This is a genomic window from Pseudoalteromonas sp. MMG006, from assembly GCF_018101025.1.
Classification (GTDB): domain Bacteria; phylum Pseudomonadota; class Gammaproteobacteria; order Enterobacterales; family Alteromonadaceae; genus Pseudoalteromonas.
Map to the genome: position 1 here is coordinate 1 of NZ_JAGJEJ010000037.1, position 16,466 is coordinate 16,466.

A 16,466-nucleotide genomic window follows, 5' to 3' on the forward strand; every position below is an offset into this window, starting at 1 on the left:
ACCTTTAAAAAGCAAAAGCCCTGAATTATCAGGGCTTTTTTATTGCACGTAAGTTTTTAGTTTACATACAGTAGCGTGCAAATAAGCTTGTTACTGATGCGGCGGTTGGCTTACCGTGCTGCCAATCGCCCCCTTCAACACCGCTACCAGCAATATCCATATGTACATAAGGTATTGGCTGAGTAGAGTCGTTACCGTGTTTATCAAGCCCACCAACAACAGCTAAAAATGCCATTGGGAATTGATGACCACGCGCAGTAACTGCAGAGGCAGCATTATTACTTGATAAAACATCATCAGCTAAAGTGCGCGGTTTTATAAAGTCGTAGTCTTCACGACGAGAACGAGAAACCTCTGCGCCATCAGCCCATAAATCACCCAGATCAGCAATTTGACGAGATGTATTAGCGCTGCGTGCAGGTCCGTTTTCTACATAGGCTCCGTAAGGGCCCATTGCACGCGCCGCATGCCCCGTTAATGTTGCCACCGTAAATAACGTTGGGTTAACTTCTGTTTTAGCTAAATCTTTCATTTCGCTAAGTAGGTCACCCATTGCTAAGCGCCCTTCTGCATCGGTGTTACCAATGCGAACACGTACGCCTTCACGACTAGTAATTATTTCATCTGGTACAAAACAATCTGAGCCAATAGAGTTGCGAACAACGGCTAAGTACGAAATAACTTTAACGCCTTTAGGCTGATAATCAGCAACCGCTTTCATGAAGCCTGCAACTGATGCTGCACCGCCTTTATCACGGCTCATACCTGCCATGTAACCGCCTACTTTTAAATCCGCACCGCCGGTGTCGTATACTAAACCTTTACCCACAAACATAAGCGTACGCGTAACCTCTCCCTCAGGCACGTATTCAAGCTTAACAACGCGAGGGTGATGGCGCTCTACTGCGTATGATGCACGTGCAACCGTACTTAACATTGGGTAGTTTTTATCTATTGTGTCTATGTCGTCAATTACATCAACATCTACATTTGAGCCTTTAAAAAGCTCCACGCAATAATCAGCAAAGCGAGGAGGCGCCATACGCTCTGGTTCAGTACCACATAAATCACGTGCGGCATATTGTCCAGCTGCAATTGCATTTACAGCTTTTACGGTTTGCTCACTTGCGTCAATTAAACCAATTTGAGTAATTGGCTCAATACCTTCGCCATGATATTCACGGGCTTCAAGTGGTTGCCACAGAGCTTGGCATGCGCCTAAGTAAGCGACCTCTAAAGCATGTTGGTAGCGTGCATCAGCATGTAAATTTGGTAGGTAAATCGCTGGATTTATACTTCCTGAAGCTTTAGCTTCATTTATGGCTAGTTTTGCAGCATCAAAATAACGACGAACATCATCGTAGTCTCTGTTAAGCGGACCTGTAGGCGCAAGAATAACGCGTGTATTTTCAATAACTAAAAAAGTAACTTGCTTTCCAATACGAGAGTCTACTTTAGCTTGTGCGTTTATAGCATCGCTTAGTGAATTATTGGCTAACTGAGAAAAGTCATCACTAATAATAATAAGTGCATCGTGAGAAGAAGAATCAAGGCTTGCACTAAGAGTAGGTGCAGCGATTGCTTGAGGATATGCCATAAGTAAAGCTCCTGTAATTAAACATAAGGAGGGTATTATCGTCGATATAAAAACACAAAACCAGCCAACTGCGATAAGCAAATTTTACTCTGGCAACTTGGTGTTACAGCAAAAAGTGCACTCTAATCTAAAATGCTCAATTGTAGATTTAAGTTAGGCTCATTTTTTACGCCAACCCCAATCCCTAAAAGGCGTACCGGTTGTTGCATACCTCGCTGATACGCTTTACTTAATAACTCAGTAAAAATATCGGTATTTAACTGATGGTGTGCCTGATCAGCACTGGTGACTACAAAATTTGCAAACTTCACTTTTACACTAAGCTTATTAATTTTGTTTTGTAGCTGCTGCTTATTAAGGCGAGTAGTCAACTCCTCTAATAATTTAGGCAGCTGTTCTAAACATTCCTGTAAACTATTTTTATTGTATTCATAAGTGTGCTCCACACTTAATGATTTACGTACTCGCTCTGTAGATACAGCCCCAATATATTCACCCGCGCATTTTTGATAAAGTGATACACCAAAATTTCCCACATGTTGCTGCATCCAATTTACGCCTTTTTCGCGTACGTCTTTACCTGTATATAGCCCTTTTAAATTAAGCTTTTCTAAAGTCACTTTCCCAACCCCTGGAATTTTACCAAGCGGTAAGTTATTTAAAAATGCATCTACTTCATCAGGTAAAACCACAAATTGGCCGTTGGGTTTATTTTCATCACTGGCTATTTTGGCAATAAATTTAATGGGTGCCACACCTGCAGAGGCTGTAAGCCCTGTATCGTTATAAATATCGGCTCTAATTTGCTGAGCGATTAACGTAGCACTGCCTTTACATGCTGTGCTGTTTGTTACATCTAGGTAGGCCTCATCAAGTGAAAGAGGTTCTATTAAATCGGTGTAGCGTTTAAATACAGCACGTATTTGACTAGAAATGTCTTTGTAAACAGCCATGCGCCCAGGGACTATTACTAGGTCTGGGCATAACTGTTTAGCGTGGTAATTAGACATAGCAGAGCGTACGCCGTACTCTCTGGCTATATAATTTGCAGTAGAGAGCACGCCACGGCGGCTATTACCGCCAATGGCTAAAGGAACGCTAGCAAGCTTTGGGTTATCTCGCATTTCGACCGCTGCGTAAAAGCAGTCCATATCGATATGAATAAACTTTTTCATCACCACAAACAACTGTTTATTTATACAGCCATTATTATAGAATCATTTTTAATTAGCAAGTCTCATTAACTACAACGGTTGCTAAAAGCGTTTAGGTTTTTTAAAACAGTGAAGCAAAAACAAACTCCAATAAAAAACCTGCTGCTAATAATATTATGCCACCTGATGCATTGCCCATTGCGTAACGAGCAAAAGACGCTACAAAAACCAAACTAGCTAAAGCCCAATTAATTCAATTCTACATATGTGATCTCATGTGTACTGTGCCTGTGTAACTAAACTGAAAACCCAAATTCAATTAGGTACAATGCTCTCACAAAAACATAAAATTAATTATCTTGAGCTAGTTACACCATGTTGATAATCTATTTCATTTAAAACTAAGAGTATAAGTACATGCAAAGGTTCAAAGATAAACACCCTATCCATACTGATATTACAGTAGCTTGGGCTGACATGGATGCACTGCAACACGTGAATAACGTAGTGTACTTACGTTATTTTGAAATCGCTCGTATCGACTTTTTAAATAAAATAAACCTATTTGATACAATAAAACCAGGCGGTGTTGGTCCGGTGATAAGCGAAAATAACATTCGCTATAAACGCCCTGTTACCTTCCCTGATACTTTAACCGTTGGTATTACTATTTCAGATATAAAAACTGATCGTTTTTTAATGAATTACTCAGTATTTAGCCATGCTCAGCAAGCAGTTACGACCACAGGCTCTTCTTTGGTGGTGATGTTTGACTTCAAAACAGGGCAAAAAGCGGCTATTTCTGAGCCATTATTATCGGCCTTAATTAGCCACTCTCAAGATCTTACTTAACCTGAACTTTGGTTAAGAGATTTACTAACGTTTTAAATCATAGTGATATTTGAATTATTTCTCTAGCTAGCCTATTGCAAGTAAATTCAACGCAGTTAACACTGAAAATAGCAGCTAGAGATAGATTTATTATCCAAAGCTCAGGTTAATTAATTTAAGGATTTTAAATGCAATACAGTCCGTTAGGCAGCAGCGGTGTAGATGTTTCAAGGGTATGCTTAGGCAGCATGACATGGGGTAAGCAAAATACCCAAAGCGATGCCGATGAGCAAATAGCTTACGCACTAGAGCAAGGCGTTAACTTTATTGATACCGCCGAGATGTATGCAGTACCACCTTCACCTGAAACTTACGGAAAAACCGAAGAAATTATTGGTGACTGGCTTAGCCGTAATACCCAAAAACGTGGCGATATTGTACTTGCGACAAAAATAGCAGGTAATGGTTTATCATGGGTCCGTGAAGGTAGCGATATAACACGCAGTGCAGTAACAGAGGCTGTTGATAACTCGCTTAAGCGCTTGCAAACCGATTACATAGATTTATACCAGTTGCATTGGCCTAACCGCTCTACCCCGCACTTTGGCAGACAATGGCCTGGCAAACTAACTTTCAGTGATGTAGATACCGAGCAGCAGCAAGCCAGTATGTTGGATATTTTAGAAGGCCTGAACGATTGTGTTAAAGCAGGTAAAATTAAGCACTGTGGGTTATCAGACGATACGCCATGGGGCATCAGTCAATTTGTAAGTTTAGCTAAAGAGCATAATTTACCGCATATGGTGTCTATACAAAACGAGTTTAGCTTAGCGCACGCAAAGGATTGGCCATATCTAATTGAGCAATGCATACATGAAGATATTGCTTATTTACCATGGTCTCCACTAGCAGCAGGCTTATTAACAGGTAAGTACTTAAATGGTGCTCGCCCTGAAGGATCTCGTTGGACTTTTATGCAGCGTAACGGCATTTTTAGAGACACTCCGAATGCTCAAAAAGCGACGCAACAATATGTTGATTTAGCTCATGCTAACAACATAACGCCCGCTCAGCTTGCCCTTGCATGGTGTAACCAAGTAGACGGCGTTACTTCATCTATTATTGGCGCTACAAGTAAGGCTCAGCTTAAAGAAAATATCGATGCATTTAACATTACGCTTAGTCGCGAATTACTCGATGATATAGCGACTGTATTTAAAGACTACCCAATGCCTTACTAGGCCACGTTGTTATAAAATAAAAGCATATTAAAGCAGTATTTATATACTGCTTTTTTTATCAGAAAATTTGCCGAAAAACACTCTCAAGCTATAATTAATTCATCTTTAACGAATTAATACTTAATGAGTTATGCTGAAAAACCCTTTTTTATTTATTAGTATGTTTAGCTGTTTGACTGCGCCTACTTGGGCAGGTGAAAACATGCCAATAAAAGAAATTATTTGGCTGCAAAGCTATACGCCGCCTTTTCACATAGCTAAAAGCGAACATACACCTCAAGGCGGTATTTGCGATAATTTAACAGAACAATTAATGGATGAAATTAGTGATGTAAAACACACTCGCTTAATTGTCCCCCAAGAGCGCATAAATAAATATTTAAATGAAGGACAAAATATTTGCTTTCCATGTGTTATCCACAAAAAAGTAAATAATCACTTATTTAACTATTCTGCACCTACCACGGTTTATCCGCCATTTAATATTATTACCACTAAAAAGTTAGCTCCAGAGCTTAATAAGAAACATGGTTCACCTATTAAACTCATTAACCTTCTTGCTGATAATTCATATGTTTATGGCCAAGCAGCAGCTAGAAAGTACACTGATAAAATAAATAAGATAATCGAAAATACCACAGCCCAACACAAAGCATCTTTAAGTTGGAGTAGCGAGAACGAAAGCCAAGCAGTTATATCGCGTTTGAGTCGTGGTTTTTTAGATTACTCTATCGACTACCCATTTATGAGCGACTATTTTGTTAATCACAGTAAATTTAAAAACGTGGTGAGTTTAGCAATTGAAGAGGATAGCCGAGAGTATGTGTTAGGTGCGGTGGGCTGCGCAGCTAATGCACCTAACAATTTTGCAGCGCAAGCAATTCACAAAATAAATCAAGCACTAAAAAGCAAAGTGCTCAATAGTGAAAAGTACCAGCAAAGCCAACAGTTTTGGCTTAAACAGAGCTTTCCTGAGTTCAACTCCCACTTTAAGCAACAAGTGTTGCCTATTACTGAGCAACCCACTGCTGAGTTAGCAAGCACTTCTCATTTGAGTAAAGACTAACCGTAAATGTATTCCCACACTTAATCTCACCCACACCCGATGGCGTACCTGTCATAATAATATCGCCATCTTCTAAGCTCATAAATTCGCTTATCTCTGTAAGTATCTGCTCAGGCTTGTACAACATAAAGTGAGTATCACCTTGCTGAATTACCTTATCGTTAATTTTAAGCTCAAAAGTAAAGTGCTGCGCAGCATCACTGTGCTCAACAAAATCAGTTAAAATAACAGAGCTGTCAAATGCTTTTGCCCGCTCCCATGGCAGCCCTTTATTTTTTAACTTACTTTGTACTGTACGCTTAGTTAAATCTAGGCCTAGCCCTACACCTGCAATCTGCTTATTTTTAATTACAAAACAAAGCTCTGTTTCATAATGAAGTACATCGTTGTTATGTTCAGATAAAAGGGTGCTCGTAATTGCACTATTTGGCTTGTTAAATAAAACCATTTGTTCGGGTGTTTCGTTATTTAGCTCTGCAATATGAGCGGTATAGTTACGCCCAACACATACCACTTTAGTAGGTGTTAATTTCTCAGTTCCTAACTTTATTGATTGCATATAATTACATCTCCGTTATGAGCTAATTAGTGTTTCTAACAAGCTTAAGTTAATAGGTTTTAGTAAAACACGGTCTATATTTAAATCTTTGATCTCTTTAGGATCAGGCTCAGCACCACTTACAATAACCAATCTTAACTGGGGGTAACGTTCATTAATTTGCTCTCCTAAATCAACACCTCGACCATCGGGTAAGTGCATATCTAGCAGTACTTTGTTGAATTGTCGGTCATGATTGAGAATTTGTAAACATTGCGCGCAGCTTGAGGCTATAACCGTTTCAACACCCAAACTTTCGAGTAAAAGTTGTGTGATTTGTGCGGCATCATGGTCATCTTCAACAAGTAAAAAGCGTTGTTTTTTCTCTGTTAGCACTTTATCTGACGCAATATTTTTAGCCTGTGGCGCACACTCAGGAGCAATTAAATAATCTTGTAAGCATTGATATAAAACGCTGCTGTCTACGGGTTTTGGTATTACGTCGTTAAAACCAAGTGCAGCAAGCTCTTCATGTATTCCTTTCATGGTAGCCGCTGTCAGCGCGATAATAGGCCCTTTATAACCCATTTTTCTAAGTTCGATGGTCGCTTCTTTACCACCCATTACTGGCATATGAATATCAATAAAAATAATATCGTATGGCGCTTTATAGGCATCAGCTATACGTACTTTTTCAAGCGCTTGCTGGCCGTGTTCTGCATAATCAACCCGAGCGCCACATGTACTTATCATATGCCCTACCAGCATACGTAAGTCGCGTAAGTCATCAACAACTAACACACGCCCATGTACTTTACAGGGTGCAGATTTACTTTGTAACTGCGGTGCGCTACTAAAATTAAGCGTTTGACGCTCTACTTTACTAATATCACCCGGATAAACCGAAATAGTAAAAGTAGAACCTTTGCCTATTTCTGAATGTAAATCTATACACCCGTGCATTCTATTTAATAGCTCAGCACAAATAGCCAAACCTAAACCTGCGCCCCCAACAGAGCGAGATTCAACATCGGCTATTTGTTCAAAAGGTTTAAAAATAAGTTGTTGTTTTTCAGGCGCTATGCCCATCCCAGAATCTTTAATACTAAAAAATAGCATTTCAGTATCATCAACCCATTGTGTCCATACTTTTACGACAATTTCACCTTTATCGGTAAATTTAACGGCGTTATTAATTAAGTTAATAAGTATTTGGCGCACGCGTGTTGCATCTAGCTTGGCAACTAAAGGGAGAGGTTTTTCAGATTCAAAGCGTAAAGCAAGGCCTTTATCAAGCACTGACACCCGCATTAATGTATACACATCAGCAAGCATACTATCTAAATTTACTTCGCTAAGCGTAAGCTCTAGCTTATCTGCAGCTATTTTTGATAAATCGAGTACGTCGTTCAACAAACTTAGTAAATGTTTACCGTTTCGATAAATAACACCCAATTCGTTTTCGGCTTGGTGGCTAAAGTCACTTTGTAATAATAATTCGGTGTAACCTAAAATCGAAGAAAGAGGGGTACGTAATTCATGGCTTAAATGAGCTAAAAACCTATCTTTTGAACGGTTTTCAGCTTCTGCTTTTAAACGTTCTACTCGCTCGCCTTCTACATCTTTACGCGCTAACGCGTAACGAATAGCACGCGCAAATCGACTCGAGCTCATTTCAGTTTTTATTAAATAATCTACTGCACCTGCATCGAGTGCGGCAGAGTCTAGCTCGTCATTAGATTGCCCAGTTAACATTATGATTGGGCCGCTAAAACCGTTAGCTATCGCTTTTTTTAAAACGCTTAAGCCATCAGATGCGCCTAAGCGATAGTCGAGCAAACAAATATCGTGCTCATTTTTACTCAGCTTTTCAATTGCTTGCTCAGGAGAGCTTATCCATTCTACATTAAACTTATGTGAATCTAGTTGTTGTAAATAGTCGCAGGTGAGTATGTAATCATCTTCATCGTCTTCTACTAGCAGCAGCTTAGTCACTTTATCTAACATAGAATCTCCCTTTAATCGTTAAATGTTGATGGTAGCTCTACAAACTCTACCCAATACTTTCCTAACGTTTTCATTAGCTCAACTAGGCCATCAAATGTTACTGGTTTAGTAATGTAAGACGCAGCACCTAAGTTATAACCTTTTACCATGTCTTCTTCTTGCTTAGACGTGGTTAAAATTACAACGGGAATACCCTTAAGATTAGGATTTCCTTTGATAGCTTCAAGGGCTTCTCTGCCGTCCATTCTTGGCATATTTAAATCAAGTAAAATAAGCCCAGGGCGCGGTGATGTTGTTTTATCTTCAAACTTACCGCGACGCTCTAAATACTCTAATAACTCAACGCCATCTTCTACAAAATGAAGTTCGTTTAAAACGCGGCTCTCTGCAAGTGCGTCTTGTGTTAGCAAGCGATCATCTTCATCATCGTCTGCCATTAATATGGTGATTGGTTTTACTTTTGAATACGGCATTTACGCCTCTCCTTGCAAAGTGAAAAGCGATGCTTCCACTGGTAATTTTATAGTAAAGGTTGCACCTTCACCTTCTATGCTTTGAGCGTTTATAATACCACCATGACGCTCAACTATACGCCTACATACCGAAAGCCCGATCCCTGTGCCTTTGTACTCTGAGCGCCCATGGAGACGCTGAAAAGGTACAAATATTTTATCTGCATATTCTTGCGAAAAGCCTATGCCATTATCTTTAATTGTTACTACCTGCCATTGAGTATCAACATTTAACTCTTCACTAAACTCATTCACATCCTCATAGGTAATATCAATACGAGGAGTAGTGCCTGCTTTTCTAAATTTAACTGCATTAGAAAGTAAGTTTAAAAACAGCTGTTGCATCTGGCTTTTATCTGCTTGAATTACGGGTAATTCGTCAACATTTACCTGTGCATTACTCTCTTTAATTGCTATTTCTAAGTCACTTAAAATATCAGCAACCACGCCATTAAGGTCAGTATCATCAAAATCTTTACCACGTGTCGTAACGCGTGAAAACTCAAGCAAATCGTTAATGAGGTTAGACATACGCTGCGCTGCATTTTTCATGCGGCCAATGTAATCTATGCCTTTTTCACCTAGCTCATCTTTAAACATAGTTTCTAGACGGTCACTAAATGCCTGAATTTTACGAAGCGGTTCTTGCAAGTCGTGACTTGCTACAAACGCAAACTCCTCAAGTTCGCGGTTTGAACGACTCAGCTCATCAGAGTACAAAGTTAACTCTTGAGTGCGCTCCGAAACTTTACTGGCTAATGTTTCGTTTTGTTTTTCAAGATCCGCACGATATTGAGCTGCGTTTCTTAAGTTAAGTCTTGTCATTACAAACATACCAATAATTAATAATCCACTGGTAACAGCTGTAATAGCAAACGTAATTTTTGCTTCGTTTTTAATCTTCGCAAGTTTAGAAAAGTGGCTAACTTTGAACAATAGCTCTCTGTCTAAAACGTCATTAACTTTGGCACGAATATCTTTATAAAGCTCTCGCCCCTTGTGCGTATTTAACAGGTAAATGGCGCGTCGCTCTTTGTCATCTAATGCCAAATTAACGGTTGTTTTAAGCTCTTTCATTTTGCTACGTACTAAAACTAATAACTCAGCTATGCGCGGAGCCTGTCCATCAATTTCAGAATGAAGTGATTTAACAAGCTCTGTTTGGGACTCTAATTGAGCAAGCGTGTCGTAATAGGGAGTAAGGTAATCGTCTTCCTCTGTTAATAAATAACCACGCTGGCCCGATTCAGCCTGCACAATAGACAAGTGCAGCTTTTCTATCGCCGTAGTGAGCATATTAGTGTTATCTAAGCTTTTTTGCGTTTGGGTTAAGCTTTGTATTGTATTAAGTGCTAAAAATGCATTACCAACAATAATACTTAGCACTACAACAATAAATGCTGCCCAAGTCACATTTGCCTTACCCTGCTGTTTTTGCTTGATCATTTAACGTTAGTTTCCCACATAGTAAAACTGGTTATTATTATCATTATTGAGAGTCAGAAATTTTTTGTAAGCTGTTACTGCAGTCTTGGCAGTTAGCAATAATTTTGTCTAGCGCCTCGAGTGCTTTTTGCTTTGGCATATCATTTTCAAGCACAAGCTTAATAAGTTCGGCGTTCATTGATATACGATTAAGCGGTGCTCTTGCATCGTGCACTAATTTATTTAACGGCTCTGTTTGTTTTTCTGATGTCATTCTTATCCTTAAACCTACTAACTAAAATTTACGATTATTTGTATTCTCCGATACCGCCATAAGCATTTAAACGGTTATATAGTGTTTTAGTACTAATACCTAACATTTGCGCGGCAAGCGTTTTGTTGCCCTGCACTTTATCGAGCGTTGCATGAATCAGATCTTTTTCAACTTCTTCTATTGTTTGCCCTGCCGACACTTGCTTTTCTTCGGTTTGGGCATTAACGCGTGAAAAAGGTGACTCTAAGTTAGCCGGTAAAGTAATATCGCTTGTTTGTGGATCGCTCATTATAAATGCGCGGTGTATGGCATGGCGCAGCTCTCGCACGTTACCTGGCCACTCATAACTTTGTAGCTCTTTTAACTGTGCAGCTGTCCAACTAAATGCAGTGCCATTTTCGTCATTTAACTGCTCTAAAAAAGCCCTAGCTAAAAGAGGAACATCTTCTTTACGATCGCGAAGTGGCGGAATATCAATAGGAAATACAGCAAGCCTAAAATAAATATCTTCACGTATTACATTATTTTGCGCCAAATCAGTTAGCGTGCGGTTTGTTGCCGATATAACACGACAATTAGTCGGTATTTCTCGATTGCCACCCACACGCGTTACTTTTTTAGTTTCAAGTACGCGTAATAAATTAGGTTGCATGTCTATAGGCATTTCGGTTACTTCATCTAAAAACAAAGTACCATTGTTCGATTGCTCAAATACGCCTTCTTTGCGTGCTATAGCACCTGTAAATGCACCTTTCTCGTGGCCAAATAGTTCACTACCAATTAGTTCTTTAGAAAGCGCACCACAGTTACTAGCAACTAACGGGCCTTCACATTGGCTCGCGTTATGTATCGCCTGAGCAACCACTTCTTTACCAGCGCCACTTTCGCCCATGAGCATAACGTTAGCATTAGTTTTAGCTACGCGTTCAATCATATTGTAAAGCTGTTGCATTGGCTCAGACTCGCCAATTAAGCCACCAAAGTGTCGTGTAATTCCGCTTTGCTTTGCTTTTTTAGGAGCCTTTTTAGGGCCATTCAGTACAAGTTCTAAATCTTCACGTTGTAAGGGCTTTAATAAATGGCCAACATTTGGCTCACACATGTCAGCTAAAATCCCCTTAACTGACGGGTGACCAGATATAAGTGTAATTTTTGGAGATTGCCCAATCATTTTTAAATGATCGAGTAAATGCAAACCGCTGCCATCAGGCAGCATAAAATCAAGCAGCACATGATCAAAGGTATTATTTTCAAACCATTGATGTGCTTCTTTTAAACTTGTTGCAGTATTAATATTGTGGCCGAGGAATTCGACTATGTGGCAAACGACGTCACTAAACTCTATATCGTCATCAACTAAAAGAATGTTTAACATGATAAATCCCTATGCTTTTTTATTATTCTACGCACCCTAACCATTAATTTAAAGGGTAGCTCGAACTTGCTTTCATCAAATTTTAAACTTAGTAATTCAACGGTTTATTTTACCAACTTAATATTTACGTTAGCTGAAAAATAACGATCACTAAATCACTAAAAAATTCGAATCATTAGGGTCTGTTGATCTTTCAAGGTTGAATTTGCAGCAGTCTGTTTGGTATTTAGGCAAGGCAGAGCCTATGCAGTGTGGTTATTCCCCATAAATAGGCGATAACGTAGCATTAATACCAAACAGGCGCTGCCCAAAGGGTTCTGCCTAGGGGCTATTTACTCTTTGTTGCTCGGTTTTTACTTAGCCCACTAGGTTACAAATCTCGCGCCGCGGTTAAATAGCTCCTAGTTTGAACAAATTTTAATTCGCAAAGATCAACAGACCCTGATTAAATAGCCATACTTACATTAAACAGTTTAACAATTGATTGCATCGTAATGATATTCAATTTCATTTATATCAGTATTAAATTTTTAATAAAAACAACGTCAATGTAAACATTAATTGCCCACGTCTTAATAAAGTTCTTACCCTGGTTAGCCTTAAAAACAGCCAATAAAAATAAACTTATTATCAATAGTCTAGGTTATATAGCGTGATAGCAACTGTTATCATAAGCTCTACACAAAAGGAGAGAAAATGCGGCTATTAAAAACATTGGTTCATACTGGTATTAATATTAACCAAGGTACCTCGTTTACCCGTTTAACGGCACGTGCCATTGTTATTAAAAATAATAAAATATTACTTATGTATACCGCACGCTATGAAGATTATAGCCTCCCCGGTGGTGGCGTTGATGAAGGCGAAAGTATTGAGCAAGGCTTAATAAGAGAGCTCAATGAAGAAACCGGTGCTCAAAATATACAAGTAATTAAACCTTTTGGCTTATATGAAGAATATCGCCCTTGGTATAAAGATGACTTTGATATTATTCACATAAAGTCGTACTGCTATGTATGTAATATTGCAGATGAGCTTGGTAAAGCTAAATTAGAGCATTACGAGCAACAAAATGGCATGAGCACTAAGTGGGTTGATATTAACGAAGCCATCGCTCACAACGAACGCACAATTGCCAATAGCGACAAGCAAGGGCTCTCTATTTTACGAGAAACTTTTTTACTTAAGCGAATTGCTTGCGAGCTTCAGTAGCTCAAAATAATGACAGCTTGTGGGTGTTGTAAATTTTGCAGCCCCCAGAATATTTTACTGGATTAACTTTTTAATTTTTATACCGACAATATTAAACCCCTCTAAAAATTTAAAAATAAAACAAACAAAATCAGAAGCTTAAGCACTTAATTTTAAAAACATTAAAAGTGGCTTTGCCTTTGCACCCTTACAGACAACTAATTTGTAAGGAGATAGAAATGAGTAACACAGTTAAAACGATTAATCCCGCAACTGAACAAACCATTGAAACCTACACACTGCTTTCTCAAGAAGAGGCAGAACAGGTAATTGAAAAATCTCACGAAACATATTTAAAATGGCGACTAACTTCATTTACTGAACGTGCTGAGTATTTAAATAAACTAGCATCACTTTTTGAAGAGCAAAAAGAAGCAATCGCTAAACTAATGACCGAAGAAATGGGTAAAGTTTACGAGCAAGGCTTTCAAGAAGTCGAGTTGTGTGCTGGTATTTGTCGTTATACCGCTGAAAATGGCCCAAAAGTACTTGCTGATGAAGAGCGTGATATGGACGGCGGTCGTGCAATTATTAGCTATCAACCAACGGGCGTACTACTAGGTATTCAGCCTTGGAACTTCCCGCTTTATCAAGTTATTCGTTACAGCGTAGCTAATATTATGGCCGGTAACACAACCGTGCTTAAGCATGCAGGTAATGTTTTTGGCATGGCTGAAAAAATCGATACGCTATTTAAACAAGCGGGCTTCCCAGAGCATTGCTTTAGCAATTTACTTATTGATGGCAAAACAGCAAGCTCACTTATTTCGCACAAAGCGATTAGTGGCGTAACCTTTACAGGTAGTGATGGCACGGGTAAAAAAGTAGCCGAAGAAGCCGGTAAAAATGTTAAGAAAACAGTACTCGAGCTTGGCAGTAACGATGCTTACTTAGTATTAGATGATGCCGACTTAGAGCTTGCCGTTAAGACCTGTGTAACAGGTCGTATGATCAACAACGGTGAAACGTGTGTATCAGCCAAACGATTTGTAGTAGTTGATTCACTTTACGATGACTTTAAAGAACAAATTAAAGCGCAATTTGAAGCCATGAAAATGGGTGACCCAATGGCTGATGACACAGACCTAGGCCCAATGGCGCGTGAAGACTTACGTGACAAAATTCATGACCAAGTAATGCAATCAGTTAAAGCGGGCGCAAATATTGTAACGGGTGGCGAAGTACCTTCGCAAACGGGTTATTACTACCCACCTACTCTGCTAGACAATCTAGCACCTGGCATGCCAGCATACGATGACGAGTTATTTGGCCCAGTAGCTTCGCTAATAAAAGCCAAAGATAACGACGATGCCATGCGCATCGCTAACGACTCTCGCTATGGTTTAGGCGGTGGTATTTTCTCAAAAGATGAGAAAAAAGCCATTGAACTGGCTAAAAAGTACTTTGACACCGGTATGATCAACATTAACGGCTATGGCCTTGCTCAACCTAACTTACCGTTTGGCGGCGTTAAAGGCAGTGGCTACGGCCGAGAGCACGGCGGTTTTGGTATGCGCGAATTTGTGAATGTTAAAAGCATTATGATTGCCAGCTAATTTAGCTTTAAATACTAATACATTAGAAAACCTAAAAGTGGGTAACCGCTTTTAGGTTTTTTTAACTTTAAAATTAGATTACAGCAGAGCTCATCCTTTACTGACTAAACCCCACGAAACTAAATACTAATAGCTGAAAATGAGCAGTTTGCTTTTTAATCATTATCAGCATAAAAGAATAATATAATAAATTCAGAGGCACTAATTGCAGCTAGCTGCATTATCAGCAAAAACATAATACCTATTCCAGCTTGAGGGTCAGGTTCAATGCCAAAAATGAGAACTGGCGCTAAAATAATAGCAAATAATGCAGCTATGATTCTAATAAGAAAAAGCCGTTTATTTCGGTAGTTATTAGCATTCGCTAAAAAATATAGAAGCAAATAAGGCAACAGCATAAACGCAAAGCCAATTTCAGTTGGCATCCAGTACTTAATAGCAACAGCAACTAAAGATAAAACAGCAAGCGCCTTAACTGGGTAGTACATTTTTTTATAATTCACATGCTTTCCTTTGCACGCAGTGCTTTATTAGCACCAAGTAAAATATTGCCGAACAATATAAAAACTTTAACTATGCAATGCAATCTATTTCACTAGACTCAACCTGACAGGCAACAATGGGCGTTGAGCAGGCATTGAGTTTGGCCAAATATCATCGTGAATTGATTGGTAAGGCTGCTCTTTGCGCATATATTCATGAAAATAAGCGCTGAACGCATATTGGTTAATTTAATTTTATCTAAAAACTCTAGAAAACTTAGTGATAGTAATACCTTAGGTTATTTGCTAAAACTATATAATGCAGAAAAATGAGCGTGGCGTCGGCAGAAATATGCGCGATGAGCGCACTATTAAATTGTTAGGCATATAGGGAGTGTTCAGTGTCAATTTCAGATAAAAACCGAAAAATACTCTGGGGTAAGTCTGGAAACAAATGTGCAATATGTAAACACACATTAGTTTTTGATAGTACTCAAAATGACAATGAATCAGTTGTGGGAGAAGAATGCCACATTATTTCAGGTGCTAACAAAGGTCCGAGGAGTAACTCAGATTTTCCTAGAGAAAAGATTAATGATGTAACAAACCTAATATTGCTCTGTCGTATCCACCATAAACAAATTGACGACCAAGTCGAAACTTACACTCCTGAATTATTGAGAACAATAAAAGACAACCATGAGAAATGGGTTGAAGATAAATTAAAAGATCAACCTGAAATACCAAGAGTCCGAATAAAAAGAATTAAAGAAGAAATTCCAGATAAATTACCTGTGATTAATTCAGGGAAAGAAATGTTTAATTTAGCTGCTGGAGCATGTGCTTTTTATAACGATTACAGTGATGAATTAACGGATGAAGAGTTAGATGCGGTTAGTAGCTTTATCCAAAATGTTAAAGATTGGGCTGAGTTAGCTCAGGAGATGGAGCCAATCCAAAGAATTAATGCGTCACGAGATCTAGATAAAGAAATAAAGGCATTACGCCAATTTAATATTTTCGCTTTTGCCGCGGTAGAGAAACAAAAGATGGTTGGTGGCATCGGTGGTGAATCATCATTTCCTGTTCTTCACCTTTCAGTAAATAAAGCAAATGATTCAAATGTAGTAACTGGTGAGTAATCAGTAATGTATGCC

15 protein-coding genes are annotated in these 16,466 nt (G+C 38.9%); 6 read left to right on the plus strand and 9 right to left on the minus strand.

Going from position 1 to position 16,466, the window contains the following annotated elements:
- Window positions 1-61: 61 nt before the first annotated feature.
- Complete coding sequence (locus J8L73_RS18890; RefSeq protein ID WP_211000759.1) at window positions 62-1,597, minus strand: leucyl aminopeptidase family protein; 1,536 nt, start codon at window positions 1,595-1,597, stop codon at window positions 62-64.
- Window positions 1,598-1,719: 122 nt separating this feature from the next.
- Entirely contained in the window at window positions 1,720-2,772 is a 1,053-nt protein-coding gene (gene dinB, locus J8L73_RS18895; RefSeq protein WP_211019396.1) for a DNA polymerase IV, read from the minus strand.
- Window positions 2,773-3,168: 396 nt separating this feature from the next.
- On the opposite strand from dinB, the gene J8L73_RS18900 reads away from it, so the two are divergent.
- The 3 genes from J8L73_RS18900 to J8L73_RS18910 all read left to right on the plus strand — a co-directional run bounded on the left by J8L73_RS18900 (window position 3,169) and on the right by J8L73_RS18910 (window position 5,889).
- Window positions 3,169-3,603: a thioesterase family protein gene (locus J8L73_RS18900; RefSeq protein ID WP_211000757.1), complete on the plus strand. Its 435-nt coding sequence runs from the start codon at window positions 3,169-3,171 to the stop codon at window positions 3,601-3,603.
- 167 nt (window positions 3,604-3,770) lie between these two features.
- Complete coding sequence (locus tag J8L73_RS18905; protein WP_211019399.1) at window positions 3,771-4,823, plus strand: aldo/keto reductase; 1,053 nt, start codon at window positions 3,771-3,773, stop codon at window positions 4,821-4,823.
- 202 nt (window positions 4,824-5,025) lie between these two features.
- The gene (locus J8L73_RS18910; RefSeq protein ID WP_211019401.1) at window positions 5,026-5,889 is read left to right on the plus strand and encodes an ABC transporter substrate-binding protein; all 864 of its coding nucleotides are present in this window, start codon (window positions 5,026-5,028) and stop codon (window positions 5,887-5,889) included.
- On the opposite strand, the gene J8L73_RS18915 is transcribed toward J8L73_RS18910, so the two are convergent.
- Genes J8L73_RS18915 through J8L73_RS18940 form a run of 6 tightly spaced genes read right to left on the minus strand, consistent with a single transcriptional unit; the run spans window position 5,834 to window position 12,020 of the window.
- Complete coding sequence (locus tag J8L73_RS18915; protein WP_211019402.1) at window positions 5,834-6,448, minus strand: fumarylacetoacetate hydrolase family protein; 615 nt, start codon at window positions 6,446-6,448, stop codon at window positions 5,834-5,836. The genes J8L73_RS18910 and J8L73_RS18915 overlap by 56 nt on opposite strands.
- Before the next feature lie 15 nt (window positions 6,449-6,463).
- Window positions 6,464-8,434, minus strand: coding sequence for a hybrid sensor histidine kinase/response regulator (locus tag J8L73_RS18920; RefSeq protein ID WP_211019404.1), 1,971 nt, complete (start codon window positions 8,432-8,434; stop codon window positions 6,464-6,466).
- Window positions 8,435-8,445: 11 nt separating this feature from the next.
- The gene (locus J8L73_RS18925) at window positions 8,446-8,907 is read right to left on the minus strand and encodes a response regulator (RefSeq protein ID WP_211000753.1); all 462 of its coding nucleotides are present in this window, start codon (window positions 8,905-8,907) and stop codon (window positions 8,446-8,448) included.
- The gene (locus J8L73_RS18930) at window positions 8,908-10,392 is read right to left on the minus strand and encodes a sensor histidine kinase (RefSeq protein ID WP_211000752.1); all 1,485 of its coding nucleotides are present in this window, start codon (window positions 10,390-10,392) and stop codon (window positions 8,908-8,910) included.
- Window positions 10,393-10,435: 43 nt separating this feature from the next.
- A complete protein-coding gene (locus J8L73_RS18935; protein WP_058548035.1) occupies window positions 10,436-10,645 on the minus strand; it encodes a histidine kinase in 210 nt (69 codons plus the stop codon).
- 34 nt (window positions 10,646-10,679) lie between these two features.
- Complete coding sequence (locus tag J8L73_RS18940; RefSeq protein ID WP_211019406.1) at window positions 10,680-12,020, minus strand: sigma-54 dependent transcriptional regulator; 1,341 nt, start codon at window positions 12,018-12,020, stop codon at window positions 10,680-10,682.
- Window positions 12,021-12,716: 696 nt separating this feature from the next.
- Between J8L73_RS18940 and J8L73_RS18945 the strand changes: the two genes are divergently transcribed.
- Window positions 12,717-13,232 (plus strand): NUDIX hydrolase, encoded by a 516-nt coding sequence (locus tag J8L73_RS18945; RefSeq protein WP_211019408.1) that lies wholly within the window; start codon window positions 12,717-12,719, stop codon window positions 13,230-13,232.
- 218 nt (window positions 13,233-13,450) lie between these two features.
- The gene (locus tag J8L73_RS18950) at window positions 13,451-14,827 is read left to right on the plus strand and encodes an NAD-dependent succinate-semialdehyde dehydrogenase (protein ID WP_211019409.1); all 1,377 of its coding nucleotides are present in this window, start codon (window positions 13,451-13,453) and stop codon (window positions 14,825-14,827) included.
- Window positions 14,828-14,982: 155 nt separating this feature from the next.
- Here the strand turns inward: J8L73_RS18950 and J8L73_RS18955 are convergent, their stop codons facing one another.
- A complete protein-coding gene (locus tag J8L73_RS18955; protein WP_211019412.1) occupies window positions 14,983-15,330 on the minus strand; it encodes a hypothetical protein in 348 nt (115 codons plus the stop codon).
- A gap of 380 nt (window positions 15,331-15,710) precedes the next feature.
- Here J8L73_RS18955 and J8L73_RS18960 point away from each other — a divergent pair, with 380 nt between their 5' ends.
- Window positions 15,711-16,451: an HNH endonuclease signature motif containing protein gene (locus J8L73_RS18960; protein ID WP_211019413.1), complete on the plus strand. Its 741-nt coding sequence runs from the start codon at window positions 15,711-15,713 to the stop codon at window positions 16,449-16,451.
- Window positions 16,452-16,466 lie beyond the last annotated feature (15 nt).